General features: G+C 64.5%; 26 protein-coding genes. 13 read left to right on the forward strand and 13 right to left on the reverse strand.

Annotation, left to right across the window (positions count from 1 at the left end; all coding sequences use genetic code 11):
• Positions 1-675 (forward strand): PEP-CTERM sorting domain-containing protein (locus LNV28_RS18805; protein WP_263519679.1); only part of this gene is annotated, 675 nt, incomplete at its 5' end.
• Positions 676-737: 62 nt separating this feature from the next.
• Here the strand turns inward: LNV28_RS18805 and crcB are convergent.
• Together crcB and LNV28_RS18815 are read right to left on the reverse strand one after the other, a co-directional pair.
• Positions 738-1145 carry a fluoride efflux transporter CrcB gene (gene crcB, locus LNV28_RS18810; RefSeq protein ID WP_263519678.1) on the reverse strand — a complete coding sequence of 136 codons (408 nt, stop codon included), beginning with the start codon at positions 1143-1145 and terminating at the stop codon, positions 738-740.
• Positions 1142-1642 (reverse strand): molybdenum cofactor biosynthesis protein MoaE, encoded by a 501-nt coding sequence (locus LNV28_RS18815; protein WP_263519677.1) that lies wholly within the window; start codon positions 1640-1642, stop codon positions 1142-1144. Before LNV28_RS18815 ends, crcB begins: the two co-directional genes overlap by 4 nt.
• 217 nt (positions 1643-1859) lie before the next feature.
• Between LNV28_RS18815 and LNV28_RS18820 the strand changes: the two genes are divergently transcribed.
• From LNV28_RS18820 to LNV28_RS18830, 3 genes are read left to right on the forward strand one after another with little or no spacing between them, the layout of a single operon-like run.
• The gene (locus LNV28_RS18820; RefSeq protein ID WP_263519676.1) at positions 1860-2903 is read left to right on the forward strand and encodes an SPFH domain-containing protein; all 1044 of its coding nucleotides are present in this window, start codon (positions 1860-1862) and stop codon (positions 2901-2903) included.
• Positions 2904-2916: 13 nt separating this feature from the next.
• Positions 2917-4566: a DUF4178 domain-containing protein gene (locus LNV28_RS18825; protein WP_263519675.1), complete on the forward strand. Its 1650-nt coding sequence runs from the start codon at positions 2917-2919 to the stop codon at positions 4564-4566.
• Positions 4567-4602: 36 nt separating this feature from the next.
• Positions 4603-4830, forward strand: coding sequence for a DUF350 domain-containing protein (locus LNV28_RS18830; protein WP_263519674.1), 228 nt, complete (start codon positions 4603-4605; stop codon positions 4828-4830).
• 43 nt (positions 4831-4873) lie between these two features.
• Here the strand turns inward: LNV28_RS18830 and LNV28_RS18835 are convergent, their stop codons facing one another.
• A complete protein-coding gene (locus tag LNV28_RS18835) occupies positions 4874-5542 on the reverse strand; it encodes a PEP-CTERM sorting domain-containing protein (protein WP_263519673.1) in 669 nt (222 codons plus the stop codon).
• Between the two features lie 264 nt (positions 5543-5806).
• Between LNV28_RS18835 and LNV28_RS18840 the strand changes: the two genes are divergently transcribed.
• The 3 genes from LNV28_RS18840 to LNV28_RS18850 all read left to right on the forward strand — a co-directional run bounded on the left by LNV28_RS18840 (position 5807) and on the right by LNV28_RS18850 (position 9691).
• Positions 5807-7402: a polyamine aminopropyltransferase gene (locus LNV28_RS18840; protein WP_263519672.1), complete on the forward strand. Its 1596-nt coding sequence runs from the start codon at positions 5807-5809 to the stop codon at positions 7400-7402.
• A complete protein-coding gene (locus tag LNV28_RS18845) occupies positions 7402-9012 on the forward strand; it encodes a flavin monoamine oxidase family protein (RefSeq protein ID WP_263519671.1) in 1611 nt (536 codons plus the stop codon). The genes LNV28_RS18840 and LNV28_RS18845 overlap by 1 nt, the downstream gene beginning before the upstream one ends.
• A 160-nt stretch (positions 9013-9172) precedes the next feature.
• A complete protein-coding gene (locus tag LNV28_RS18850) occupies positions 9173-9691 on the forward strand; it encodes an outer membrane beta-barrel protein (protein WP_263519670.1) in 519 nt (172 codons plus the stop codon).
• 84 nt (positions 9692-9775) lie between these two features.
• Here the strand turns inward: LNV28_RS18850 and LNV28_RS18855 are convergent, their stop codons facing one another.
• On the reverse strand, positions 9776-10804 hold the full coding sequence (locus LNV28_RS18855; protein ID WP_263519669.1) for a questin oxidase family protein: 1029 nt from the start codon (positions 10802-10804) through the stop codon (positions 9776-9778).
• A 96-nt stretch (positions 10805-10900) separates the two neighbouring features.
• On the opposite strand from LNV28_RS18855, the gene soxR reads away from it, so the two are divergent.
• Both soxR and LNV28_RS18865 read left to right on the forward strand, forming a co-directional pair.
• The gene (soxR, locus tag LNV28_RS18860) at positions 10901-11470 is read left to right on the forward strand and encodes a redox-sensitive transcriptional activator SoxR (protein WP_263519668.1); all 570 of its coding nucleotides are present in this window, start codon (positions 10901-10903) and stop codon (positions 11468-11470) included.
• A 125-nt stretch (positions 11471-11595) separates the two neighbouring features.
• Entirely contained in the window at positions 11596-12126 is a 531-nt protein-coding gene (locus LNV28_RS18865; protein ID WP_263519667.1) for an outer membrane beta-barrel protein, read from the forward strand.
• 231 nt (positions 12127-12357) lie between these two features.
• On the opposite strand, the gene speD is transcribed toward LNV28_RS18865, so the two are convergent.
• The 6 genes from speD to LNV28_RS18895 are packed head-to-tail and all read right to left on the reverse strand — an operon-like array spanning position 12358 to position 18276.
• Positions 12358-12729, reverse strand: a complete 372-nt coding sequence (gene speD / locus LNV28_RS18870) for an adenosylmethionine decarboxylase (RefSeq protein ID WP_263519666.1) — start codon at positions 12727-12729, stop codon at positions 12358-12360.
• 15 nt (positions 12730-12744) lie between these two features.
• Positions 12745-12999: a MoaD/ThiS family protein gene (locus LNV28_RS18875; protein WP_263519687.1), complete on the reverse strand. Its 255-nt coding sequence runs from the start codon at positions 12997-12999 to the stop codon at positions 12745-12747.
• 17 nt (positions 13000-13016) lie between these two features.
• The gene (locus LNV28_RS18880; RefSeq protein WP_263519665.1) at positions 13017-14276 is read right to left on the reverse strand and encodes a molybdopterin molybdotransferase MoeA; all 1260 of its coding nucleotides are present in this window, start codon (positions 14274-14276) and stop codon (positions 13017-13019) included.
• Positions 14269-15675, reverse strand: a complete 1407-nt coding sequence (gene thrC, locus LNV28_RS18885) for a threonine synthase (RefSeq protein ID WP_263519686.1) — start codon at positions 15673-15675, stop codon at positions 14269-14271. Before thrC ends, LNV28_RS18880 begins: the two co-directional genes overlap by 8 nt.
• Positions 15676-15680: 5 nt before the next feature.
• Entirely contained in the window at positions 15681-16994 is a 1314-nt protein-coding gene (locus LNV28_RS18890; RefSeq protein ID WP_263519664.1) for a homoserine dehydrogenase, read from the reverse strand.
• Between the two features lie 55 nt (positions 16995-17049).
• Positions 17050-18276: a pyridoxal phosphate-dependent aminotransferase gene (locus tag LNV28_RS18895; protein ID WP_263519663.1), complete on the reverse strand. Its 1227-nt coding sequence runs from the start codon at positions 18274-18276 to the stop codon at positions 17050-17052.
• A gap of 196 nt (positions 18277-18472) precedes the next feature.
• On the opposite strand from LNV28_RS18895, the gene LNV28_RS18900 reads away from it, so the two are divergent.
• From LNV28_RS18900 to LNV28_RS18915, 4 genes are all read left to right on the forward strand, one after another.
• A complete protein-coding gene (locus tag LNV28_RS18900; protein WP_263519662.1) occupies positions 18473-18847 on the forward strand; it encodes an Mth938-like domain-containing protein in 375 nt (124 codons plus the stop codon).
• A 164-nt stretch (positions 18848-19011) separates the two neighbouring features.
• Complete coding sequence (locus LNV28_RS18905; RefSeq protein ID WP_263519661.1) at positions 19012-19491, forward strand: peroxiredoxin; 480 nt, start codon at positions 19012-19014, stop codon at positions 19489-19491.
• Positions 19492-19772: 281 nt separating this feature from the next.
• The gene (locus LNV28_RS18910) at positions 19773-21518 is read left to right on the forward strand and encodes a PhoH family protein (protein WP_263519660.1); all 1746 of its coding nucleotides are present in this window, start codon (positions 19773-19775) and stop codon (positions 21516-21518) included.
• 101 nt (positions 21519-21619) lie between these two features.
• Positions 21620-22456 (forward strand): HAD family hydrolase, encoded by an 837-nt coding sequence (locus tag LNV28_RS18915; protein WP_263519659.1) that lies wholly within the window; start codon positions 21620-21622, stop codon positions 22454-22456.
• 21 nt (positions 22457-22477) lie between these two features.
• Here the strand turns inward: LNV28_RS18915 and LNV28_RS18920 are convergent, their stop codons facing one another.
• From LNV28_RS18920 to LNV28_RS18930, 3 genes are read right to left on the reverse strand one after another with little or no spacing between them, the layout of a single operon-like run.
• Complete coding sequence (locus tag LNV28_RS18920) at positions 22478-23494, reverse strand: 2-dehydropantoate 2-reductase (RefSeq protein WP_263519658.1); 1017 nt, start codon at positions 23492-23494, stop codon at positions 22478-22480.
• Positions 23495-23513: 19 nt separating this feature from the next.
• Positions 23514-25040, reverse strand: coding sequence for a tripartite tricarboxylate transporter permease (locus LNV28_RS18925; RefSeq protein ID WP_263519657.1), 1527 nt, complete (start codon positions 25038-25040; stop codon positions 23514-23516).
• Between the two features lies 1 nt (position 25041).
• Positions 25042-25563 carry a tripartite tricarboxylate transporter TctB family protein gene (locus LNV28_RS18930; RefSeq protein ID WP_263519656.1) on the reverse strand — a complete coding sequence of 174 codons (522 nt, stop codon included), beginning with the start codon at positions 25561-25563 and terminating at the stop codon, positions 25042-25044.
• Positions 25564-25572: the final 9 nt, after the last annotated feature.

Consider the following 25572-nt stretch of genomic DNA (forward strand, 5'->3'; position numbering starts at 1 on the left):
AACAACGCCGGCAGCTACGAACGCAACGGCCTGGGCACCACCAACGCCTATGGCTTCAACAACAGCGGCACGCTCAACATCAATTCGGGCACTTTTTTGCTGCGAAGCGCTTGGAACAACACCGGCATTACCCACATTGCCGCTGGCGCAAACCTGGCTTCATCGGAGTCCAACTTCAACAACCAAGGACGACTGCAGGGCGACGGCACCATCCGCACCGCAGGCCTGAACTACGCCTTGTTGAACCAGGGTGAACTGGCACCGGGAACCTTGTCCACCGTCGGCCGACTGGCTATCGACGGCGATCTGACCCTGGGCAGCGGCTCAGTGCTGGACATCGATCTGGCCAGTTTGAGCAGCTTTGATGCGATCAGCATCAGCAGCGATCTGCGGGTAGGTGGTGTGCTGAAGGTGGAAAACCTGGGCGGGTTCACCCCTCAGGTAGGAGACAGCTTCAAAATCGCCAGCTTCAGCCAACTGGTCGGCGGCAGTAGCTTCAGCCAGGTGCAATGGCAGGGCAACCCAGGTATGACGCTGAGCGTCGAGTACAACGCCAGCGACATCACCTTGCGGGTGGCGGCGGTGCCCGAGCCCTCGAGCTGGGTGCTGATGTTCTCTGGCCTTGCCTTGTTCGGCTGGTTGTCGTCGCACCGGCGCCGTCTGGCAGAACAGTAAGCAAGGAAGCGCGATCGAGCTCGCAACAAGTGAGCTCGATCGCTATCCCCCTGGTCGCGACTTCAATGGCCCAGCATGAGCCACAAACGCATCAGCTTCATACCCAGCGCCGCGCACGCCAGCGAGCCCACCACATGGGCCGCTGCGTGCAGCAAGGCCATTCCCATCTCACCCCGCTGCAGCAGCCCCAGCGATTCGCCCGAGAAGGCAGAGAAGGTGGTCAGCCCGCCGAGGAAGCCGGTGACCAGCAACAGACGCAAGAACTCGTCCGGCGTTCGGCCGAACCACTCCAGCGCCATGCCGATCAGCAGGCCACCGACCAGGTTGACCAACAAAGTGCCGAGCGGGAAGCCAGCATAGCTGCTGTTGAAGTACACGCTGGCGATCCAGCGGCACAGGGCACCCAAGGCTGCGCCGCCGGCGACGGCCGCGCCCTGCATCAGCCATAGAGGATTGCCGCTGCCGCTCATGCCGACGGCCCGGCATTGCCGGCCACCTTGAGGCCCCAGCGCGCCAGTGCCGCGTCGTCCGCCTCGCGTGCGTCGACCCACTGGCCGCCCTCGGCGGTGTATTCCTTTTTCCAGAACGGCGCCTGAGTCTTGAGGTAGTCCATCAGGAATTCACAGGCTTGAAAGGCCTGGCCGCGGTGACGCGATGTCACCAAGACCAGCACGATCTGATCCAGCGCGGCCAGACGGCCGACCCGGTGGATCACACGAGCACCGTGGATGTCAAAGCGTTGCGTCGCGGCATCGATCATTGCTTCGATGCTGGCCTCAGTCATGCCGGGGTAATGCTCGAGTTCCATCGCCTCGATGGCGGGCGCGTCGCCAGCGACATCCCGCACCGTGCCCAAAAAGCTGACCACAGCACCTGTGCGCCCATCGCCCGCACGCAGAGCGGCGGCTTCATGGCTCAAGTCAAAATCTTCCGTCTGGATGCGGACGCGGGCTGGGCGGGCTGTCATGGCGCGAATTGTGTCATCGGCGGGCGAGGTATCACATCCAGCTTGGGGAGCGACGGTGAATTTGACCCGGGCCGGCCAACAGCGGCTTCGGTACTTTGCCGCATACTGCCCGCCAAGCGCTGTCGGTTCGGGTCGAAGTATGGGCTTCGATGCTTGTTCGTGATCATCAACAAGTACCGGCAGCATGTGAACGGAGTGACAACAAGGAGACACGGCCATGGGCCTGATGGATTTCATCAAGAAGCAGTTCATAGACATCCTCCAGTGGACCGAGGACGGTGATGGCACGCTGGCCTGGCGCTTCCCCATGGCCGATATGGAAATCCAGTACGGCGCCTCGCTGACGGTGCGAGAGTCGCAGCTGGCCGTGTTCGTCAACGAGGGCAAGGTGGCCGATGTCTTCGGGCCCGGCACCCACACCCTGAACACCCAGACCTTGCCGGTACTGACCTACCTGAAGAACTGGGACAAGCTCTTCGAGTCGCCCTTCAAGAGCGATGTCTATTTCTTCAGCACCCGCCAGCAGGTGGACCAGCGCTGGGGCACGCAGCAGCCGGTGACCATCCGCGACAAGGACTTTGGTGCCGTGCGCCTGCGCGCCTTCGGCAACTTCGTCTACCGCGTGGCCGATGCGAAACTCTTCCACACCGAGATCTCCGGCACGCGCGAGCGCTACACCGTGCAAGACCTGGACGGTCAGCTGCGCGGCCTGATGCTGCAACACATCAGCGATGCGGTGGCCCAGAGTGGCATCCCCTTCCTGGACCTGGCGGCCAACCAGATCGAGTTTGCGCGCCAGCTGCAAGCAGCCACGGCGCCCGAGTTCGAGAAGATCGGTCTCAAGCTCGAAGGCGTGACCCTGCAGAACGTCTCCCTGCCGGAAGAGCTGCAAAAAATCCTCGACCAGAAGATCGGCATGGGCATGATCGGCCAGAACATGGGCCAGTTCATGCAGTACCAGACCGCGCAAGCCATCCCCAAACTGGCCGAAGGCGTGGGCCAAGGCGGTGGCGGTGGTGTGGCCGGCGACGCCATGGGCCTGGGTGCTGGCCTGGCCATGGGCCAGGTGCTGGCCCAGCAGCTGCAAGGCGGCCTGGCCGCTGCCGCTACTCCTGTGGTGGCCGCAGCCGCACCCGCTGTGCAAACGGCCGATGACATCGTGCTGCTGCTGGAAAAGCTGGGTGACCTCAAGACCAAGGGCATCCTGACCGACGAGGAATTCGCCGCCAAGAAAGCCGACTTGCTGAAAAAACTGAGCTGAAGCAGCGCGCGTCTTGACATCCGACACGACCCCGTCCGGCGCGCCTCAGCGCCGCTGGCAGGCGGCCTGCCCGAATTGCGGCGCCACGGTGGAGTTCGCTTCGGCGGCCTCCGCCAGCGCTGTTTGCAGCTATTGCCGCAGCAGTCTCTTGCGCGAGGGCGATGCCCTGCGCAAGATCGGACTCAGCGCCGAACTGATCGAAGACTATTCGCCGCTGCAGATCGGCGCCAGCGGGCGCTACGCCGGCGCGCCCTTCACGGTCGTCGGCCGCCAACAGATCGCCTATGCCGAGGGCAGCTGGAACGAATGGCATGTGCTGTTTGATGGCGGCGCCGCCGGGCCGCGCTCCGGCTGGCTGGCCGAGGACAACGGCAGCTATGTCATGGCCTTCGAGGCGCCGCTGTCCGAAGCCGCGCCCAAAGCTCAGGAGCTGATCCTCGACCGCATCCTGCAACTGGCCGGCCAGCGCTGGACGGTGGCGGCCGTCACCCTATGTCATCTGAGCGCCGCCCAGGGCGAACTGCCACGTCCACCCGTGCTCGGGGCCGAGCGGCAGTATCTGGTGGCCGAGCTGCGCGGGCCCGGCAATGAAGTCGGCAGCCTGGATTTCAGCCCCAGCCTGCAAGCGAGCAGCGCGGCGCCGATCTGGTCGCTGGGCCGCGCTATCCGCCTGGACGCCATGGCCATGCAAGGCCTGCGCGAAGAGGCCAGCAGCAACAAAGACCTGAAATCACGCAGCCTGGAATGCCCCAGCTGCGGCGCCGCCCTGACGCCCAGCCTCAGCAGCACCAAATCCATCGTCTGCGGCCAGTGCCATGCGGTGGTGGACATCTCTCAAGGCGCGGGGGCCGATCTCGAACACTATGCCCAGAACAACGGCATGGAGCCACAGCTGCGTCTGGGCAGCACGGGCATGCTGCAGACCGAGACCGGCCAGGCCATCAGCTGGCAGGTGGTGGGCTACCAAGAGCGCTGTGACCTGCCCGAGAGCAGCGAGGACGAGCAGACCTTCTGGCGCGAGTACCTGCTCTACAACAAGATCGAAGGCTTTGCCTTACTGGTCGACACCGAGGAAGGCTGGAGCCTGGTGCGGCCCCTGACCGGCGCCCCGGTGAGCAGCCGCGGCGAGCGCATCGACTGGGGCGGCAAGAGCTACAAAAAGCGCTGGACCTACCAGGCCAAGGTCACCTATGTGCTGGGCGAGTTCTACTGGCAGGTCAGCCGCGAGCAGCGTGCCCTGGTCAGCGACTACGAAGGTCAGGGCGAGGCGCGGCAGATGCTGCTGAGCCGCGAGCAGACCGACAACGAGGTGGTCTGGAGCCTCGGGCGCAAGCTCGACGCCGCCGTGGTGGCTCGCGCGTTCAAACTGGCACCCGAGCGCGCTGCGGCCCTGGGCCGCGATGCCAGCAGCCTCAGTGACGGCGGCGGCCTGCTGCGCAAGATCGTCATTGCTGTCTTCATCCTGCTGGTACTGGTCTTGCTGCTGCGCGCCTGCAGCCGGGACGACTGTCAGGCCTACAAGGACAGCTACGGCGAAGCCAGCGCCGAGTACCAGCAATGCCGCCGCAGCGGCGCTCGCATCAGTTCGGGCGGAGGTTCGTACGGAGGCTCATCGGGCGGCTCATACGGTGGCTACAGCAGCGGTGGCGGCGGCCACAAATGAACCCGCGACAAGGCAAGACTTCAGGAGAACACACCCATGGAACATGCATTTGAATGGCTCAAACCCGGCATCGTGCTGGGCTCCATCCTCTACGCCCTGATCGGCGTGCTGGTGTTCTGGATCAGCTTTGTCATCATCGACAAGCTGACGCCCTACAAGCTCTGGGAGGAGATCGTCGAACACAGAAACATCGCCCTGGCCATCGTGGTCGGGGCGATGTGCATCTCGATCGGCCAGATCGTGGCTGCGGCAATTCACGGCTGATGGGCGCGGCTGGCTCCGGCCAGACCGGCCCATCACTGGAGATTCAGGCGCTGCGGCGGCGACGCACCAAGCCAACAGCCATCAGGGCGACCAAGGTCAAGGCCAGCGACTGCGGTTCCGGCACATGGGTGGCGGTGGCTTGCACGCCATTGATGAAACTGGTGCGGTCATAGTTGCCCAGATTCCGGCTTCGGAATTCCAAAGCACCGGAGCCGCTGGCGGTGAAGTCAAGATTGCGCTGACTCCACTCCTGGCCGACCTCGGTTGAAAAGCTGCCCAGAATCGTGCCGGCAAACAAAACATCATAGGTTTGCACACCCGAAGACCAATTGCTGCGGCCGGCATCAAACCAGCTCAAAGCCACTTGCGTGCCCGCATCCAGGGTCAGGTTTTGCGACAGCGTGGCGCCGTCCATCTGTAGGCCCACCACAAAGTTGCCCAAGCCGGACTGACCGTTTGTCAAGCTCGACGGGTTCCCCCAGGGGCCGCTGCTGGCCCCGATCACAACGGCATAGCCCGAAGTATTCCAGTCGGCCAAGGTGCAACCCGCGTGCAAGCTTGTGTAGCAATAGTCGCCGTTAGGGCCGCCCATGGTCTGAATTTCGAAGCCACCGTTCTTCACGACAGAGGTCACAGGGCCAGCCTGCACCGCAGCAGCCGACATCAGCGTCGCGGCAAAACACAAAGCGCTGAGGGAAGAGGTCGAAATCATCTGCCTTTTCATGGGACGTTCCAGGTAGTGAAGAAGTTGTGGCCGCAGTGTCTATGCAAAGAGCAAGACCTGACCCCTTGGGCCGCCCTGTCACAGTGACGCAAATCACGGCCCGGCTTGTCAGCCGCTGAAAACCCCCTCATCCGAGTGCCATTCATAGAGCTCTCATGGCGGCCCCGGTGCAGAGACAGGGCAAGCACAATGCAGCTGCCGATCGGATTCGGACACGCAGGCAAGTCGCCGCCATCGGTTAACCTCGCGGCCATGCCTTCCCTTGCTGACCCTCCCGCAACGCCCGTCGATTCAGAGCCCGCCGTCGGCCGCATTTCCCTGCACGAGGTCTTGCTTCTGGCCAGCGTCTTTGTGGTGGCAGCCTGCGGTCTGGTCTACGAACTGGCTGCCGGGGCCTTGGCCAGTTATCTGCTCGGTGACTCGGTGCTGCAGTTCTCCACCATCATCGGTACCTATCTGTTTGCCATGGGCCTGGGCTCCTGGCTGAGCCGCTATGTCGAGCGCCAGCTGATCGCGCAGTTCCTGAAGATCGAGCTGCTGGTGGGGCTGGTCGGCGGCCTGATGCCGGCCGCCCTCTTCCTGGCTCACAGCCTGCTGCCACCGGGCCATCAGGCCGCGTTTCGCGTGCTGCTCTATGGCCTGGTGCTGCTGGTCGGGGCCCTGGTCGGGCTGGAGATTCCGCTGGTCATGCGCATCCTCAAGAAGCAGTTCCGCCACCGCTATGCCTTGCGCGATCTGGTCTCACAGGTGCTGACCTTCGACTACCTTGGCGCCCTGGTGGTGGCCCTGGCTTTTCCCTTGCTGCTGGTGCCGCATCTGGGCCTGGTGCGCACCGGGCTGTTCTTCGGCCTGCTCAATGTGGGCGTGGCGATCTGGGCGCTCTACCTGTTCCGCAGCGAGCTGCGCGCCTGGCGCGGCCATGCCCTGGCCTGCGGCTTCAGCATGCTCCTGTTGCTGGTCGCCATGCTCCTGGCCGACCGGCTCAACACCTGGGCCGAAGACCGCTTCTACGGCGAACACATCATCGTGCGCGAGAGCAGCGACTACCAGCGCGTGGTGGTGACCTCGGGCCAGGCCGGCACACGCCTGTTTCTGAACGGCAATCTGCAGTTCCATTCGCGCGACGAATACCGCTACCACGAAGCCCTGGTCCACCCCGCCATGGCCGGCCACGGCGCGCCCAAGCGGGTGCTGGTGCTGGGCGGCGGCGACGGCATGGCCGTGCGCGAGGTGCTGCGCTACCCCAGCGTCGAGCGTGTCACCCTGGTCGAGCTGGACCCGCACATGACCCGGCTCTTCTCCACCCTCCCCTTGCTGCGCCAGCTCAACCGCGACGCCTTGCTCAGCCCCAAGCTGAAGATAGTCAATGCCGACGCCTTTGGCTGGCTGGAAGAACAGCCGGCCGACGAACACTTCGACGTCATCGTCATCGACTTCCCCGACCCCAGCAATTTCGCGCTCGGCAAGCTCTACAGCAGCAGCTTCTACCGACTGATCGACCAGCGCCTCAATGCCGGCGGCTACGCCGTGGTGCAGACCACCTCGCCCCTGATCGCGCGGCGCAGCTTCTGGACCGTGGTGACCACCTTGGAGTCGGCCGGACTCACGACCACGCCTTACCACGCCCATGTACCCAGCTTCGGCGAATGGGGCTTTGTGCTGGCCGGGCGCCGGCCCTGGGCGATGCCGCGACAGTTGCCCGATGGCTTGCGTTTCCTGAGCCCAGCCGGGCTACCGGCCTTGCTCGATTTCCCGCCCGATATGGCGCGGCTGCCGACCGAAGTGAACCGCCTGTCCAACCAGATTCTGGTGCACGAGTTCGAGGCCGAATGGGGTCAAGTGCATTGATGGCGCTGCGTCGTCGCGAACTGATGCTGGCAGCTCTGGCCGGTGGCGGCAGCGCACTCTTGCAAGGCTGCCAGGCACAGGCACCCGATTTGGCCAGCCTGCCCGGCGGCTGGCTGGGCGCGAGCGCCGAACGCGGTCACCGCCTGCGCCAACCCCTGCCCGCGGGCAGCAGCCACCACAGCTTGCCGACACAGCGACGCCAGGTCTTGATCGTCGGCGGCGGCATCGCCGGCCTGGGCTGCGCACGCGGCCTCAGCCAGGCCGGCATTGACGATTTCGCGCTGCTGGAGCTGGAAGACGAAGTCGGTGGCAACAGCCGAGGCCACCGTATGGGCGGCATGGCCTGCCCCATGGGCGCCCATTACTTGCCTCTGCCGGGGCCACATGCGCGCGAGGTCTACCAGTTGCTCGAGGAGCTGGGCCTGGTTCACCAGGAGCTCGGCCGCCCCGTCTGGGATGAACGTCAGCTCTGCCACAGCCCGCAGGAGCGCCTGTACTTCCAAGGCCAGTGGCTAGAGGGCCTGTTGCCGCCGGCGCGCAGCCCAGCGGCCAAGGCTCAGCTGCAGCAATTCGAACAGGCGGTGGAACGCGCGCAGCGCGAACTCGGCTTTGCCATGCCCAGCCATCGCCTGCCCTGGACCGCCGGCCATGCTGCACTCGACGCTCAGACTTTTGCCGAATGGTTGAACCAGCATGGGCTCGATGACCCGCAGCTGCGTTGGTACTTGGATTACTGCTGCCGCGACGATTTCGGCGCCGGGCCTGAAGCCGCCTCGGCCTGGGCTGGCCTGCACTATTTCGCCAGCCGCCACGGCTTCCATCCGCCGGGCTCGGACACCTCGGAGCGCGAGCCCGTGCTGACCTGGCCGCAGGGCAACGCATTTCTCAGCGAAGCCATCGCGGCCCCCTTGCAGCCGCAGATTGAGCGCGGGCGCACGGTGCTGCATGTCGAGACCGGCAAGCATGAGATCACGCTGCGGGTCTGGAACGAGGCCGCACAGCGCGAAGAGCGATGGCAATGCCAGCAACTGGTCCTGGCGACACCGCTGTTCGTTGCACAGCGCCTGCTGGGCCAGGCCGTTTCAGCCCTGAACGATGCCGTCGCATTGCAGCGTCATGCCCCTTGGTTGGTCGCCAATCTGCAGCTCAAAGGCCCCATGCTGCAAGGCCTGGGCGTGGCGCCGTCTTGGGACAATGTCATCTTCGGCAGTCAGGCGCTCGGCTATGTGGACGCCATGCACCAGAGTCTGAAGCCTGTGAGCGGGCCGACCGTGATCAGCGCCTATTGGGCCTTGCCGCAAGCTCGCCGCGGCGAGCTTCTGCGCTCGGACTGGCACCACTGGCTGACGCAAGTCTTGGCCGAATTGACCACCGTTCACCCCGATCTTCCCGAACTCTTGCAGCGGGCCGATTTGGTGCGCTGGGGCCATGCGATGAGCATTCCAAGCCCGGGCCTGCGCGGCTCGCGCGCCCTACAGGCCCTGCGACGACCGCAGGGGCGGATTCACTTCGCACACAGCGATTTGGCGGGCTACTCGGTGTTTGAAGAGGCCTACACCCGCGGCTGCGAAACTGCGGTGACGGTTGCGAAATTTGCATCCATCAAGTAACAAAACAAGAAAAGGTAGCAATATTCAAGACTCAACGACTGCATGCTGGCACCTGCACCGCAGGCCACGACACCGCAGCGAAGCCTGGTTAGAGTGCGAAGCATCTCCCGAGGGGGAGCTTGATTTCAACCGCAACTTTTCCCTGAAAGCAGTCCACACCATGAACAAATTCATCGCCGCCGCCGCCCTGGCCCTGATCGCCACCACCGCCTCTGCCGCCGACAGCAATTTCTACGTCGGTGGAGACATCGGCTCGAGCAAGTTCAAAGCCGATGGCGATTCCCGCTCTAAGACGGGCTTCGGCGCCACCCTGGGTTACACCCTGAACCCCAATGTGGCCTTCGAACTGACGGCACGCCGCCTGGGCAGCTTCAAGGAAGACGGCAGCAAGCTCAGCGTCAATGCACTGCAAGCCTCGGTGCTGGGCATCGCTCCGATCACCAACGAGTTCTCGATCTACGGCCGCCTGGGCATGGGCCGCAACTCCCTGGACTTGAGCGAAGGCGCTGTCAGCGCTTCCGTGCACAAGAACAAGGCCCTGGTGGGCATCGGCGCCAGCTACCAAGTGGCCAAGAACGTCGCACTGCGCGGCGAGTACACCAATCTGGGCAACAACAAGGTGGGCGACACCAGCGTCAAGATGCACCAGTTCAACGTCGGCATGACTTACGCCTTCTGAGCCCGCCGGCCTTGAGGCCGGTTCGCCGGCTCCTCTGAATGACAAGCAAGCCCCGCCACAGCGGGGCTTTTCCTTTTTCAGGAATCAGCGCAAGACCAGCGCCGCAGCCTGGAGATAACGGGCATCGCCATAGACTGCCATTTCCTCGCGGCAGGCGTGGACGAGCTTGATCGTGTGGTCGTCGCGGGCTTGCGTGGCAGCCTCAGCCAACTCGCTCCAGCTCAGGTCCTCTGTTCGGGCCAGCGCCGTCGCAGTCGATCGAGGCTGGACACGCCCCGCCATATAGGCCGCGACAAAAGCCTCGCCCAGCAGATTCTGAACGGCCGGGTCAGAGCGCAAGGCCTCCGGCAACCAAGGCAAGAGCAGGCGCAGGGCGCGCAGACCGGTGATCATGTGCAAGACGGTGAAGTTGGCGCTGTCCAGGTAGTAGCCCAATGCCAAATGCGCCAATTCAGCGAGGCGCTGCTCCAGCGAAGCAGCGGGTGCCAGACCATGGGCCAATTCGGCATACAAGGGCATCTGTGTCGCCGCTTCCATGCGCAAGAAGATCAAGGGCGCCTCACTGCGCCAGGACTTGGCACCGTCGACCAGCGCTTGTGACCAGCCCTCCTGCTGACGCAGCGAAGCGGGTCCGGCAGCCGGTGCCGGCAAGACTTGCCATCGGCAGGCCCAGTAGGCCAAGGCCGAGGCCAGTTCCGCAGCGTGGCCGGACTCGAGTGCATGAGCGGTACGGATGGCACCGTGAAAAGCCACGGCCGAGACACCGGGCAGCAGCACCGGCAAAACCTGGCGCAGCAGCACGTCGCGCCCCTGCTCGGCGAGAGCAGCCGCGAAACTGTGCCGCAGATCTGCAAAGGCCTCGTAGCGACCCAGTGCCGCTTGCCAGTCAGGCAAGACTCGGCCCTCGCCCGGGCTGCGGCGGCCCTCGAAGCGCTCGGTGTAGCTTGCGAAGAAGTTTTCGATGCGAACCTCATCGGCGCCCAGGCTGTGCAGGGCCTGCAGAGCCATGGGCAGGTGGCTGCTCAACTGCTGTCCATACTCGGGCGGGAAAGCAAGGCTGCGGTCCAGCCAGGCATGGAGCTGTTTGCTGCTGGAAACGGTGGAACTGGACATGGTGGAAACGCTCGGAAGTGATGCAAGGCTCCTATACTGAAAGTTCAAGTGAACTTGAAGTCAAGCGCTTTTTCGATCAAGTCGATCAGGATTCATATGCCAAGTAAATCCGCCACCAAGCTGCCCATCGACACCGCTCAGGCACGACCGGATCCGCGCGCCAAGGCCCCTGCCGCGGCGAGCGATCGGCTACCCATCGGGGAACTGGTGCGGCGCAGCGGCGTGGCGGCCAGTGCCCTGCGCTTCTATGAAGACGCCGGGCTGATGCAAAGCACACGCAGCGGCAGCGGTCGGCGCCAGTACGCGCGCGCCGATCTGCGTCGTCTGGCCTTTGTCCGTGCGGCCCAGGCGGTCGGTTTGAGCCTGGAGCAGATCCGCGCAGCTCTCGCCCAGCTGCCCGATGGCCGCACACCGACCGTGGCCGACTGGGAACACCTGTCTGCCTCCTGGCGGCCCATGCTGGACCAACGCATCGCCGAGCTCACGCGCTTGCGCGACACGCTGAGCTCATGCATAGGCTGCGGCTGCCTGTCCTTGAGCAAATGCGGTCTCTACAACCCCGATGACCAGGCCGCTCGGCATGGCGCGGGCGCCCGCTACTTGCTCGGCGACAGTGCCCCGGCGGCCATCCAACAAAAGCCGATGCGCCGCAGGCGCGCTGGGTAATCTTTCCATCAAACCTTGATGGCTCGATACAACAGCCGAGAAAGGACAAGGGGAAACCCTTGATAGGATGCGCGCCTCTCTCCGGAGGGAGAGTTTTTGTGATCCTAGAAAAGAGTTCCATTTCCATGAAGAAGATTTTTGCCCTGGCCGCTCTGGCCTTCGCCGCTTCCACCGCTTGCGCCGCTGACAACAGCTGGTATGTGGGTGGCGACATTGGTTCGAGCCGCTTCAAGATCGAAGGCGATTCGGGCTCCAAAACCGGTTTCGGCGCCAGCGTTGGCTATCAGCTGAACACCAATGTGGCTTTCGAGGCTTCTGTGCGTCGTCTGGGTTCGGACACCGAAGACGGCCTCAAGCTGTCGGTCAACGCGCTGCAAATTTCGGCACTGGGTATCGCCCCGCTGAACAAGGAGTTCTCGCTGTTCGCACGCCTGGGCGTGAGCCGCAATTCGCTGGACTTCACGGTCAGCAATATTGACTTGTCTTTGCACAAGACCAAGGCCTTCTTCGGCCTGGGCGGCGCGTACCAGTTCGACAAGGCTCTGAGCCTGCGCGCTGAGTATGTGAACCTGGGCAACAACAAGATCAGCGCTGGCGGCGAAAGCGCCGAGTTCAAGATTCACCAGTTCAACCTGGGCCTGAACTACGCCTTCTGATCTTCACCGGTCCGAACGCACCCATAAGAAGCCCCGCAGCCGCGGGGCTTTTTTGTTTGTGAGCCGCACCTTGAGAGACTGCGAGCGGCACAAAGCGGAACCCTAAATGCAACCACAGAGGCACGGAGGCACAGAGCTAAAACCAATTCAGCTTTGTATTTCTCTGTGCCTCCGTGCCTCTGTGGTTGCCTTTTGTATTCGGCTGCTTTGCGCCGATTCCAGCCGACCTCGTCAGCCGCGCACCAAACGCTGTTCGCGCCGTTCGCCTGGGTCAAAGGCATCACAAAGCATCTGCATCAGCCGTTCGGCCGCGGCGCTGTTGTCTCCCGCCAGGTTGCAGACATACACGTCGAGCGTGACGCCGCCCAGCTCGGGCCAGGTGTGAATGGCCAGATGCGATTCGGCCAGCAGAACCACGCCCGTGATGCCGCTCTGCTCACAGCCAGGCGCGACCTCAAAACGATGAAACAGCTCGACCACAGCGCCCAAACCAGCCGCCTGTACGGCATCGCGGCACAGGCGACCGAGAGACTCTGGGTCCAGCATCAACGGGGACTGCGGGTCGCAGCCACGCAAATCGGCAGTCAGATGCAAGCCCTGCACAGCAGCCTCATAGACTCAACCGCCGGTGACCGGCGGGAAAAAGGCCAGCTCGGCATCGGCCGAAATGCGGGTCTGGTCGCTTGCCACCATCTGCTGGTTGAGCGCACAACGAACGGCTCTCCCAGGCCCCAAGGCGTCCGCATGCGCCGCCGAGCGCCCACAGAGCTGCTCGCGCAAAGCGGCCACGCTGGTGCCGGCGGGAATCTCGAGTCGCTCGCCCGCCCCCAACTGCTCCCGCAGCGAAGCAAAAAAACGCAGTTGCACCTGGATCATGACCACGGCATCACTCATGACAGCAACTCACTGAAGGGCAGAAAGCGCACCGTGTCGCCGGGCGCGATGCTGCGGCCCGAGGGGTTGTCCACCAGGCCATCGCCCCAGACCGCCGAGCTGAGCACGCCCGAGCTTTGGTTGGCGAACAGATCCAAGCCGCCGGCCTCGTTGAGCCGGGCACGCAGAAACTCCTGGCGCCGATCGGCACGCGGCCAGGCGAAATCCGCACGCAGTGCATAGGCGCGCGGCTGCAGGCGGGTGGCGCCCTGCAGGCGCAAGATCACCGGCCGAACCAGCAGGCAGAAGGTCACCAAACTGGCCACCGGATTGCCTGGCAGACCGACGAACCACGCTGAACCGCCATCACCATCGCGCCGCACCGAACCGAAGGCCAAGGGCTTGCCCGGTTTGATGGCGATCTGCCAGAGCTCCAGCTGCCCTTCGGCCTGCACGGCCGGCCGCAGATGGTCTTCCTCGCCGACGGATACGCCGCCCGAGGTGATGATGAGGTCCGCCCGCGCCGCCGCTTCACGCAGCGTCGCGCGCGTAGCGTCGAGCCGGTCCGGCACGATGCCCAGATCCAGCACCTCGCAGCCCAGGCCTTGCAGCAGGCCGCGCAGGGTGAAGCGGTTGGAGTTGTAAATGGCGCCGGGACGCAGCGGCTCGCCGGGCATGACCAACTCATCGCCGGTGGAAAACAGCGCCACGCGCGGGCGCTGCGCCACATGCAGCTGTGCCGCACCGACCGAAGCGGCCAGGCCCAAGCCCGCCGGATCCAGGCGGCTGCCCACCGACAGCACGGTGGCGTCGCGCTCCACATCTTCGCCACGGCGCCGGATTGCATTGCCCAGCTCAGGCACGCTCAAGAATCGTACGGCGCCCAGGCCCTCGCCCGGTACGGCCTCGCATTGTTCCTGCATCAGCACGGTGTCGGCGCCCACTGGCACTTGCGCACCGGTGAAGATGCGCGCCGCCGTGCCCGGCTGGTGGGCCGCGCCGACCACGCCGGCCGGCACGCGCTGCGCCACCGGCAGAACCGTGCCCGGCTCGCGCACATCGGCGGCGCAAAAGGCATAGCCGTCCATGGCCGAGTTGTCGGCCGGCGGCACGTCGAGCAAGGACATCACGTCCTGGCTCAGCACCCGGCCCAGGGCCTCGGCCGTGGGCAGCACTTCGCTCAAGCCCAGGGGCTGAACAGCAGCCAGCAAGCGGGCCAATGCCTCGTCCAGCGGCAGCATGGCCGGCTTGGCCTGGGCGGCAGAGGACTCAGACATGGGTTTCAATGAAACGCTGGACTGCGGCCAGATCGACCGGCATCACCACCACGCGCTTGGGCAAAGATTCGATGTGCTCCAGACCAGCGGGCCGAGGTGGCGGTGTGCCCAGCGCTTCCTCGATGGTGGCCGCGAACTTGACCGGCAAAGCTGTCTCCAGCACCAGCATGGTCACACCGGGCTCGCGGCGCTCTTGTGCCACCTTGAGGCCATCGGCGGTGTGGGTGTCCACCACCACGCCGTAGCGTGCGTGGGTGGCGCGAATGGTGGCCAGGCGGTCGGCATGGCTGCTGCGGCCGGACTGGAAGCCATAACGCGCAATCTCGGCATGTTCGCTGGCGCTGATCTGGAAACGCCCTTCGCGGGCAATGGCCTCGCCAAACAAGCCCTTGACCCGCTGGCCGTCACGCCCCAGCAGATCGAACACAAAACGCTCGAAATTGCTGGCCTTGGAAATATCCATGGACGGGCTCGAGGTCTCGTGCGTCTCGGCGCTGCCGCGCACGCGGTAGACGCCGGTGCGGAAGAACTCGTCCAGCACATCGTTTTCGTTGGTGGCCACCACCAAATGCGCAATCGGCAAGCCCATCATGCGCGCCACATGGCCCGCGCAGACATTGCCGAAATTGCCCGAGGGCACGGTGAAGCTGACCCGCTCAGCATTGCTCGTCGTCGCCTGGAAGTAGCCGGCAAAGTAGTACACCACCTGGGCCAGCAGACGTGCCCAGTTGATTGAGTTGACCGTACCGATCTGGTACTTGCGCTTGAACTCGAGGTCATTGCTGACCGCCTTGACGATGTCCTGGCAGTCGTCGAACACGCCCTCGACGGCGATGTTGTGGATGTTGGCGTCCTGCAGGCTGAACATCTGGGCCTGCTGGAAGGGGCTCATGCGGCCATGAGGGCTGAGCATGAAGACATTGACGCCAGCCTTGCCGCGCATGGCGTATTCGGCCGCGCTGCCGGTGTCGCCCGAGGTGGCGCCCAGAATGTTGAGCGTCTGGCCGCGCCGGCCCAGCTCGTACTCGAACAACTGGCCCAACAGCTGCATGGCCATGTCTTTGAAGGCCAGGGTCGGGCCGTTGGACAGGGCTTGCAGGGCCAGGCCCGGCTCCAGGGTCTTGAGAGGAGTGATCTCGGGCGTGCCAAACACGGCCTCGGTGTAAGTGCGGCGGGTGATGGCGAGCAGGTCTTCGGCCGGGATGTCGTCGATATAGAGCGACAAAATCTCAAACGCCAGATCGGCATAGGCCAGGCCGCGCCAGCGTGTCAGGGTTGCATCGTCCACCTGCGGGTAGCGGACTGGCAGGTAGAGGCCGCCATCGGGCGCCAAGCCCTCCAGCAGGATGTCGCAGAAGCGGCGCTCGGTTTGGTCGCCGCGGGTGCTGATGTATCGCATGCTCGTCAAGCCAATTCTTCCTTGCGCAGGCGCACGATGGGCGCCAGCACGGTGTTCAGACCTTGCATCTGAGCCAGGGCCAGGTTCATGCGGCCTTCCTGGGTCTCGTGGGTCAGGATGATCAGGTCGGTCTGGCGCTCGCCCTCGTTGGATTCGCGCTGCAGCACCGCGTCGATCGAGATGTCGTGCTCGGCCAGGATGGTGGTGATGCGCGAGAGCACACCGGCCTCGTCGGCCACGCGCAGACGCAGGTAATAGCTGGTCAACACCTCGGCCATGGGCAAGATGGCGGTGTCGCTCATCGCGTCGGGCTGGAAGGCCAGATGTGGCACCCGGTGGTCGGGGTCGGCGGTGTGCAGGCGAGTGATGTCCACCAGATCGGCAATCACGGCCGAGGCGGTCGGCTCGGCTCCGGCGCCCTTGCCGTAGTAGAGCGTGGTGCCAACGGCATCGCCCTGCACCACCACGGCGTTCATCGCGCCTTCGACATTGGCAATCAGGCGGCTCATGGGCACCAGGGTCGGGTGCACGCGCAGCTCGATGCCCGTGTCCCGGCGGCGGGTCAGGCCCAAAAGCTTGATGCGGTAGCCCAGTTGCTCGGCGTACTTGATGTCGGCCGCTTGAAGCTGGCTGATGCCTTCCACATGGGCTTTGTCGAACTGCACCGGCACGCCAAAAGCGATGGCGCTCATCAGCGTCAGCTTGTGGGCGGCGTCCACGCCTTCGACGTCAAAGGTCGGGTCGGCCTCGGCATAGCCCAGGCGCTGCGCTTCCTTCAGCACGGTGGCGAAGTCCAGCCCCTTGCTGCGCATCTCGGACAGGATGAAATTGGTGGTGCCGTTGATGATGCCGGCGATCCACTCGATGCGATTGGCGGTCAGGCCTTCGCGCAAGGCCTTGATGATGGGGATGCCACCGGCCACAGCCGCTTCAAACGCCACCATCACGCCTTTGGCGCGCGCGGCCGCAAAAATCTCGGTGCCATGCACGGCCAGCAGCGCCTTGTTGGCGGTGACCACATGTTTGCCCTGAGCGATGGCTTCCAGCACCAGGGTGCGGGCCAGATCGCAGCCGCCTATGGTCTCGACAACGATGTCGATCTCGGGGTTGCGGATGATCTCGAAGGGGTCGGCAGTGACCACCACATCGGCATCGCCCACGATCTGACGCGCCTGGGCCAGATCACGGCGGCACACCATGCTCACTTCGATGCCGCGGCCGGCGCGGCCCTTGATCTCCGCCTGGTTGCGACGCAGCACATGGAAGGTGCCACTGCCCACGGTGCCAATGCCGAGGAGGCCGACTTTGATCGCTTTCATGCTGTCTGTCACTTTGCTGTTCACGTTTCGAAGAAAACAAACCCGGGAGGGCGGCTCAGGTGCCGTGGCGCTTGCGGTAATGGGCCAGGAAGCGTTCGATGCGGCCGATCGCTTCCTTCAGGTCGTCGGAATTGGGCAGGAAGACCAGGCGGAAGTGATCGGGCGCCACCCAGTTGAAACCCGTGCCCTGGACGATCAGCACCTTCTCCTCGGCCAGGAGCTCGTAGGCAAACTGCTGGTCGTCGGTGATCGGGTAGACCTTGGGGTCCAAGCGCGGGAACATGTAGAGCGCTGCCTTGGGCTTGACCACGCTGACGCCCGGGATCTGGCTCAGCAGCTCGTAGGCCAGATCACGCTGGCGGCACAGGCGGCCGGTCGGGGCCACCAGGTCCTTGATGCTTTGATAGCCGCCGAGGGCGGTCTGGATGGCCAGCTGGCCCGGCGTGTTGGAGCACAGGCGCAGCGAGGCCAGCATGTTCAGGCCCTCGATGTAGTCGCGAGCATGGCGCTTTTCGCCGCTGACCACCATCCAGCCGGCACGGTAGCCGCAGGAGCGATAGTTCTTGGACAGGCCGTTGAAGGTCACGAACAGCACATCGTCGGCCAGGCTGGCCATGCTGGTGTGGGTGTTGCCGTCGTACAAGGTCTTGTCGTAGATCTCGTCCGCGAAGATCAAGAGCTGGTGGCGGCGGGCGATCTCGATGATGCCCAGCAAGAGGTCGTCCGGGTACAGCGCACCGGTCGGGTTGTTGGGGTTGCAGACCATGATGGCGCGGGTGCGCGGCGTGATCTTGGACTCGATGTCGTTCAGGTCGGGCAGCCAGCCCGCGCCCTCGTCGCAGAGGTAGTGCACCGGTTTGCCGCCGGACAGCCCCACCACGGCGGTGTAGAGCGGAAAGTCGGGCGCCGGAATCAGCACTTCGTCGCCGTCGTTGACCAGGGCATTCATCGCAATCTGGATCAGTTCCGACGCGCCGTTGCCCAGGTAGACATCATCCACCGTCACGCCCTTGACGCCTTTTTCCTGCGTGTAGTGCACCACGGCCTTGCGCGGGGCGAACAGGCCCTTGCTGTCGGTGTAGCCGGCGGCATCAGGCAGGTTGCGGATCATGTCCTGCACGATCTCGTCCGGCGGCATCAGCCCAAAGGCGGCCACATTGCCGATGTTCAGCTTGATGATCTTCTGACCCTCGTCCTCCATCTGGCGCGCCTTGTCCAGCACGGGGCCACGGATGTCATAGCTGACGCTGGCGAGCTTGCTGGACTTGGCAATGGGCTTCAAGACGGGGACTCCTGGTGCTGTCGGGTAAAGGATCAGTGTCTGCGCTGCGGCCATGGGCCTTCGATACTCATGTTGCAGTGCAAAACCATACAATTTAATCACAGGGCTGCGGCTGCCAAGACGCCTGCCGCCTGAGAGTACAAGCAAGTGAGCCTTCGCAGGTCCCGGCGCTGTCGCCACCCCCTCCCCCGCCACGATGAAATTCCAACTCGACGAGCCGCAAGGCGGCAACATCATTTCGCGCCATGACGGGCAAAGCGTCCGGGTCAATGCCGACGAACACCGCAGCAGTGTGCTGGTGCCCTGGCGCGGCGATGTGCAAACCTGGGCGCTGACACGCTTCGAAGACTTGAACGAAAGCCACTTTGAGCAAATTCTGGCGCTCAAGCCCGAATTGGTGATCTTCGGCAGTGGCAGCCGCATCCGCTTCGCCAATCCACGCCTCTACCGTTGCCTGATCGAAGCCCGCATTGGCATCGAGACCATGGATCTGGCGGCCGCATGCCGCACTTACAACGTGCTGAGCAGCGAGAGCCGTGCGGTGCTGGCGGCCTTGCTGATCGAAGGCTGAGCTTCCGCGCCAAGCGCAGTCAAAGAGCCCCGCCAGAAGGCCACAGGAGCGGGGACGAGGGCAATCCCCCTAAATGACGAGCGGCCGCCTCCCGGAGGGGACTCGTCAAAGGCCGTATAATCAACGGCTATGCCCAGCCGGGCACATCATACATAGAACGCCACATGACGCCAGCGCTCAACAAACCTCTCCCGGAAATTGAAGCCCTTGCCACCGGAGGCGTGAAGTTCACACCACATACCTATCAAGGTCAAGCCGTGGTGCTGTACTTCTACCCGAAGGACAACACCCCCGGTTGTACTACGGAAGCGATGCAATTTCGCGACCGGCACAAGGACTTCGTGAAAGCTGGCGCAGTTGTGCTCGGTGTTTCACGCGACAACATGGCCTCGCACGACAAGTTCAAGCAAACGCTGGAACTCCCCTTCGAGCTGATCGCTGACACCGAAGAGAAGCTCTGCCATATGTTTGGCGTCGTCAAGAACAAGATCATGTACGGCAAGAAGGTCAAGGGCATCGAGCGCTCGACCTTCCTGATCGACGCTTCGGGCGTGTTGCGTGCCGAATGGCGCGGCATCAAGGTGGCCGGCCATGTGGACGAAGTGCTGAAGGAAGTGGGCGCGCTGAAAAAGACCGCCGCCTGATCCACAGGCCGGCAGCTCCGCTGCCGCCGATACGAAGCCGGACCGGGCCTTGCCCGCGCCGGCTTTTTTCATGGGCCAGGCGAGTCGCTTGGATTGCCACGAGTCGTCGTCGGCATTGTGCATAATGGTTTCATGCCCGAGAGCCACGCAGCCCAAGAACAAAGCCCATCAAGCCGCACAGCAGCCTGTGCGGCTTTTTGCTTTTTTCGCCGCTGCTGGCTTTTGCCGTCTCCCGATTCCGACAGCATGGCGGGCTCGCGCCCGTCAGAACACTGAGCACCATGCCACTGCCCAAGCCCCCGACCAAACGCGCCGCCCGCCTCGAGCCCACCGCCTTTGCAAACACCTTGGCGGTGAGCCCCAGCAAGGCCGAAGCCCCTACCCCCAAACCCAGTCGTAGCAGCAGCGCCAGCAAGGCGGTCGCCGCCGCGCCGCTGCCCGTCACCCTCAGCGCCCCCGCGGCCAAAGCACGCCCCGCCGCCCCCAAGGCAGCGCCTGGTCAGGCCCTGGACGCAATGACGCCGACGGTCTATCCAGCCGACAAGCCCAAAGCCAGTCGGGCGGCCCCCGCCGCCGCGCCGGCGGCCAAGCCGAGCAAGGCCGGCCGCTCCAGCAAGGCCGGCGCCGCCGCGCCCAAGCTCTTTGTGCTCGACACCAATGTGCTGATGCACGACCCGATGAGCTTGTTCCGCTTTGAGGAACACGACATCTACCTGCCCATGATCACGCTCGAAGAGCTGGACGGGCACAAAAAGGGCATGACCGAAGTGGCGCGCAATGTGCGCCAGGTCAGCCGCGAACTGGACAACCTGGCCGGCGGCCTGAAGAGCAGTGGCATCGAGGAAATGGCCAAGGGCCTGCCTCTGGACCACACCGGCCACCGCGAGGCCGGCGGCAAGCTGTTCTTCCAGACCCAGCTGATCGACACCCCCCTGCCGGCCGGCCTGCCCCAGGGCAAGGCCGACAACCAGATCCTGGCCGTGGTGCAGGCGCTGAAGATCCAGCAGCCCGAGCGCGAAGTCGTCCTGGTGTCCAAGGACATCAATATGCGCATCAAAGCGCGTGCCCTGGGCCTGCCGGCCGAGGACTACCGCAATGACAAGACGCTGGAAGACTCCGACCTACTCTACACCGGCGTACAAGCCCTGCCGGCCGACTTCTGGGAGCGCCATGGCAAGACCATGGAAAGCTGGCAGCAAGGCGGCCTGACTTTCTACCGCATCAGCGGCCCGCTGGTGCCCTCGCTGCTGGTCAATGAATTGGTCTACCTGGAAGCACCCGGCGCCGTGCCGCTCTACGCCAAGGTGCTGGAGATCACCGGCAAGACCGCCGTGCTGCGCACGCTCAAGGACTACGGCAACCAGAAGCATTCGGTCTGGGGCGTGACCGCCCGCAACCGCGAGCAGAACTTCGCGCTCAACCTGCTGCTCGACCCCGACTGCGACTTCGTCACCTTGACCGGTACGGCCGGCACCGGCAAGACGCTGATGACCCTGGCCGCCGGCCTTTCGCAAGTGCTGGACGAGCGCCGCTACAGCGAGATCATCGTGACCCGGGTGACCGTGCCCGTGGGCGAGGACATCGGCTTCCTGCCAGGCACGGAAGAGGAAAAGATGAGCCCCTGGATGGGCGCCCTGGACGACAACCTGGAAGTGCTGGCTCGTGGCGACAGCGCCGCCGGCGAATGGGGCCGTGCCGCCACCAACGACCTGGTGCGCAGCAAGATCAAGATCAAAAGCTTGAACTTCATGCGCGGCCGCACCTTTTTGAACAAGTTCGTCATCATCGACGAGGCGCAAAACCTGACGCCCAAGCAGATGAAGACCTTGATCACCCGCGCCGGCCCCGGCACCAAGATTGTCTGCCTGGGCAACCTCGCGCAGATCGACACGCCTTACCTGACCGAAGGCAGCTCGGGTCTCACCTACGCCGTGGACCGTTTCAAGGGCTGGGCCCACAGCGGCCATGTCACGCTGGCCCGCGGCGAACGCTCGCGGCTGGCAGACTTCGCTTCCGAAGTGCTCTGACCCAGTAATCCACGTGACTCACGGGCGGCCCAGGCCGCCCTTTTTCTTTCCCGCCGCCGATTCACGATTCACCTGTTCACCCGATCATCCGCCCGCGCCCCATGACCCTCTACGTCTCCGACCTCGACGGCACCCTGCTCGACCCGCAAGGCCGCCTCGCCGACAGCACCCGCGCCGGCCTGACCCGCCTGCTGGACCAAGGCCTGCTCTTCACCGTGGCCAGCGCCCGCCATGTCACGTCGATCCGCCACATCCTCGGCGATCTGCCCCTGCGCCTGCCCGTGATCGGCAGCAATGGCGCTTACCTCAGCGATATGGCCAGCGCCGAGCATGAAGTGGTCAACGCCATGGAGCCGGCCCTGGCTCAGGCCGTGTTCGCCCTGATCCGCCAGCATGGGCTGATGCCCTTCGTCTCCACCCACGGCCCGCTGGGCGACCAGCTGTTTTACCAATCGGTGCACAACGAGGCGCAGCAGGCCTTTGTCACCGAGCGTCAGCGCAATGCCGACCCACGCCTACGCCACAGCCCGCGCCTGCAAGACGAGCTGCGCGACCCGGCCGTGACCTTTGTGGTGGTGGAACGCGAGGCGCCGCTGGCGGCGCTGCAGGCGGACATCGACGCGCTCTGCGGCGATGCGGTGGAAACCCATCTGGCCGAGGACCTGTACAAGCCCGGCTGGCCCTGGCTGACCGTGCACGACCGCCGTGCCACCAAGGACCAGGGCATTCAGCTGCTGGCCCAGCGCTACGGCCTGCAGGAACGCGAGGTGGTGGTCTTTGGCGACCATGTCAACGACATCAAGATGCTGCGCGCCGCCCACCGCGGCATCGCTGTGGCCAACGCCATCGAGGCGGTCAAGCAGGAAGCCCACCAGGTGATTGGGCCGCACCATGAGGATGCGGTGCTGCGCTTCATTGAGAGCGACTGGCGGCGCTGAAAGCTGCCTCCTTGACAGGCGTCAGGCTGGGCTGATCTGCAAGCGGCCACCCTGCCGGCCCAGGCTCAGGGCCAGCAGGCGCGTGACGGCATAGATGGCGTCGAGATTGGGCGTCACGGTCTCGGTGATGCGGGCCAGCTCGACGACGGCGCCGAGCAAGGCCTCCAGCTCCAGCGCGCGGCCGGCTTCGACATCCTGAAGCATCGAAGTCTTGTGGGCGCCCACGGCCTCGGCGCCGGCGATGCGTTTGTCCAGCGAGATCTTGAACTGCACGCCCAGCTTTTCGCCCACCTGCTGGGCCTCGCCCATCATGCGCGCGGCCAGCTCGCGGCTGAGCGGGAAGCGGCAGATGTCTTCCAGCGTGGCGTGGCTCAGGGCCGAGATCGGGTTGAAGCTCAGATTGCCCCAAAGCTTGACCCAGAGCTCGGAGCGGATGTCCTTGGCCACCGGCGCCTTGAAGCCGGCGCGCATCAGCGCTTGTGACAAGGCCTCGATGCGTTCGCTGCGCTGGCCGTCGAGCTCGCCCAGGCTGAAGCGATTGCCCTCGATCAGGCGCACGCGCCCGGGAGCTTCCAGCTGCGCCGCCGGGTAGACGATGCTGCCGATCACCTGGGCCGCGGGCAGCGTGGCGGCGATGGCGCCGCCCGGGTCCACCGACTCCAACACGCGGCCCTCATGCGGGCCGGCCAGGCCCTGGAAATACCACCAGGGCAGGCCGTTGATCATGCTGACGATCAAGGTCTGCGGGCCGATCAGGGCCGGCAGCTCGGGCAGCAGATCGACCAGCTGATGCGCCTTGACGGTCAGCAGCACGACATCCTGCACACCGGCTTCGGCCATGCGCTGAACCGCATGCAAGTTCGGGCCGGCCGGCTGCGTCAGCTCGCGACCGTCTTCCTCGATCAGGGTGAAGCCCTGGGCCTGGATGGCGGCCAGGTTCTTGTTGCGGGCGATGAAGCAGACCTGCTCACCGGCCACGGCCAGGCGCACCCCGAGCAGGCCGCCGATGGCGCCTGCACCCACGATGGCGAACTTCATGCGCGCGTCCTCATTCCGCTCATATGGCCTTCACCTCTTGTTGTGCATCTGCCGCCGAACCGCGGGCCCAGCGCTTGGCCACATCGAACAGTGGCCAGAGCAGCATCAGCAAGGCCAGACCCGTGATGCCACCGACCAGGCCATTGGACCAAAAAATGCTGAGCTCGCCCTGCGAGAGCAGCATGGACTGGCGGAAGTTGGCCTCGGCCTTGTCGCCCAGCACCAGGGCCAGCACCAGCGGCGCCATCGGGTACTTGAGCTTCTTGAACAAGTAGCCCAGCACGCCGAAGCCCAGCATCAGGTAGACATCGAACATGGAGCCATGCACGGTGTAAGCGCCAATAGCGCAGGTGACGATGATGATGGGCGCGATGATGGCAAAGGGGACCCGCAGGATGGCCGCCCAGAAAGGCACAGTCGTCAACACCACGATCAGGCCGACGATATTGGCCAGGTACATGCTGGCGATCAGGCCCCAGACGAAATCCTTGTGCTCGGCAAACAGCATGGGCCCGGGCTGCAGCCCCCAGATCACCAGGCCACCCAGCAGCACGGCAGCCGTGGGCGAGCCTGGAATGCCAAGCGTCAACATGGGCAACAAGGCCGAGGTGCCGGCCGCATGGGCGGCCGTCTCCGGCGCCACCACACCGGCCAACTCGCCTTTGCCAAAGCCCTCGGGGTTCTTGGCCATGCGCCGCGCCACGCCATAACTCATGAATGACGCGGGTGTGGCACCACCGGGCGTGATGCCCATCCAGCAGCCGATGGCCATGGAACGCAGAAAGGTCTTCCAGTGGCGCAGCAGTTGCACCCAGGTCTGCCAGACCACGCGCGGGCTGATGCGGGCGCTCTGGCCCTTGAAGGCAAGCCCCTCTTCCATGGTCAGCAGGATCTCGCCGATGCCGAAGAGGCCGATCACCGCAATCAGGAAATCGAAGCCCTTGAGCATATCGGTGAAGCCATAGGTCATGCGCAGCTGGCCGGTCATGTCATCCATACCCACGGCGGCCAGGGCGAAGCCCAGCAGCATGGCGATCAGGGTCTTGACCGGCGCCTCCTGGCTCATGCCCACAAAGCTGCAGAAGGTCAGCAACTGCACCGCAAACAACTCGGCCGGACCGAAGCGCAGGGCAAAGCGGGCCAGCAAGGGCGCGAGAAAGGTGATCAGCAGCGTGGCGAACATGGCGCCCACGAAGGACGAGGTGAAGGCCGCCGTCAGCGCCTGCGCCGCCTGGCCGCGCTGGGCCAAAGGGTAGCCGTCAAAGGTGGTGGCCACCGACCAGGGCTCACCGGGGATGTTGAACAAGATGGACGTGATGGCCCCACCGAACAAAGCGCCCCAGTAGATGCAGGACAGCATGATGATGCCGGTGGTGGGGTCCATGGTGAAGGTCAGCGGCAGCAGGATGGCCACGCCATTGGCGCCGCCCAGACCCGGCAGCACGCCGATCAAAACCCCCAGCAGAATACCCACCAACATATAGCCCAGATTGGGCACGGTGGCAGCGACCGAAAAGCCGTGCAGCAGATTGGAAAAATCATCCATCTCAGAAGCCCAGCCAATGTTCGATCGGCCCCTTGGGCAGGGGCTGGGTGAAGGCACGCTCGAACAGCAGGAACAAGCTGACACTCACCGCCAACGGCAGACCGACAAGCCAAGGCCAGCGGTAGCCGCCGTTGCGCCACATGAACCAGGCGATCAGCAGGCTGGCCGCCAGATACATACCCAGCCAGGGGATGGCTGCGACAAACACCGCGGTGGGCAGCAGCACGGCCGCCACATCGCGCAGCTGCCCGCGCTCGGCAAACACCAAGCTGCGCAAGCGGGGCCAGCGCAAGAGCTGCTGGATCAGCAGCCAGGCCGAACAGCCCGCCAGAGCGACGCCGATGCGAAAAGGGAAGTAGCCGGAGCGCGGTCCGTCATCGGCCCAACCGATGCCCAGCCTCAGGCTGTCCTTGACCACCAGCCCCGCCACAATGAGCAGAAACAGGGCCACGCCCAGCTCCACCCAACGCAGCTGCCAGGCACCCGGCGCCGCCTCGCTCTGCAATTCTTGTTCTTCCTGCATCACCTCGCC

Source organism: Paucibacter sp. DJ2R-2 (genome assembly GCF_025717675.1).
Classification (GTDB): Bacteria; Pseudomonadota; Gammaproteobacteria; order Burkholderiales; family Burkholderiaceae_C; genus Paucibacter_A.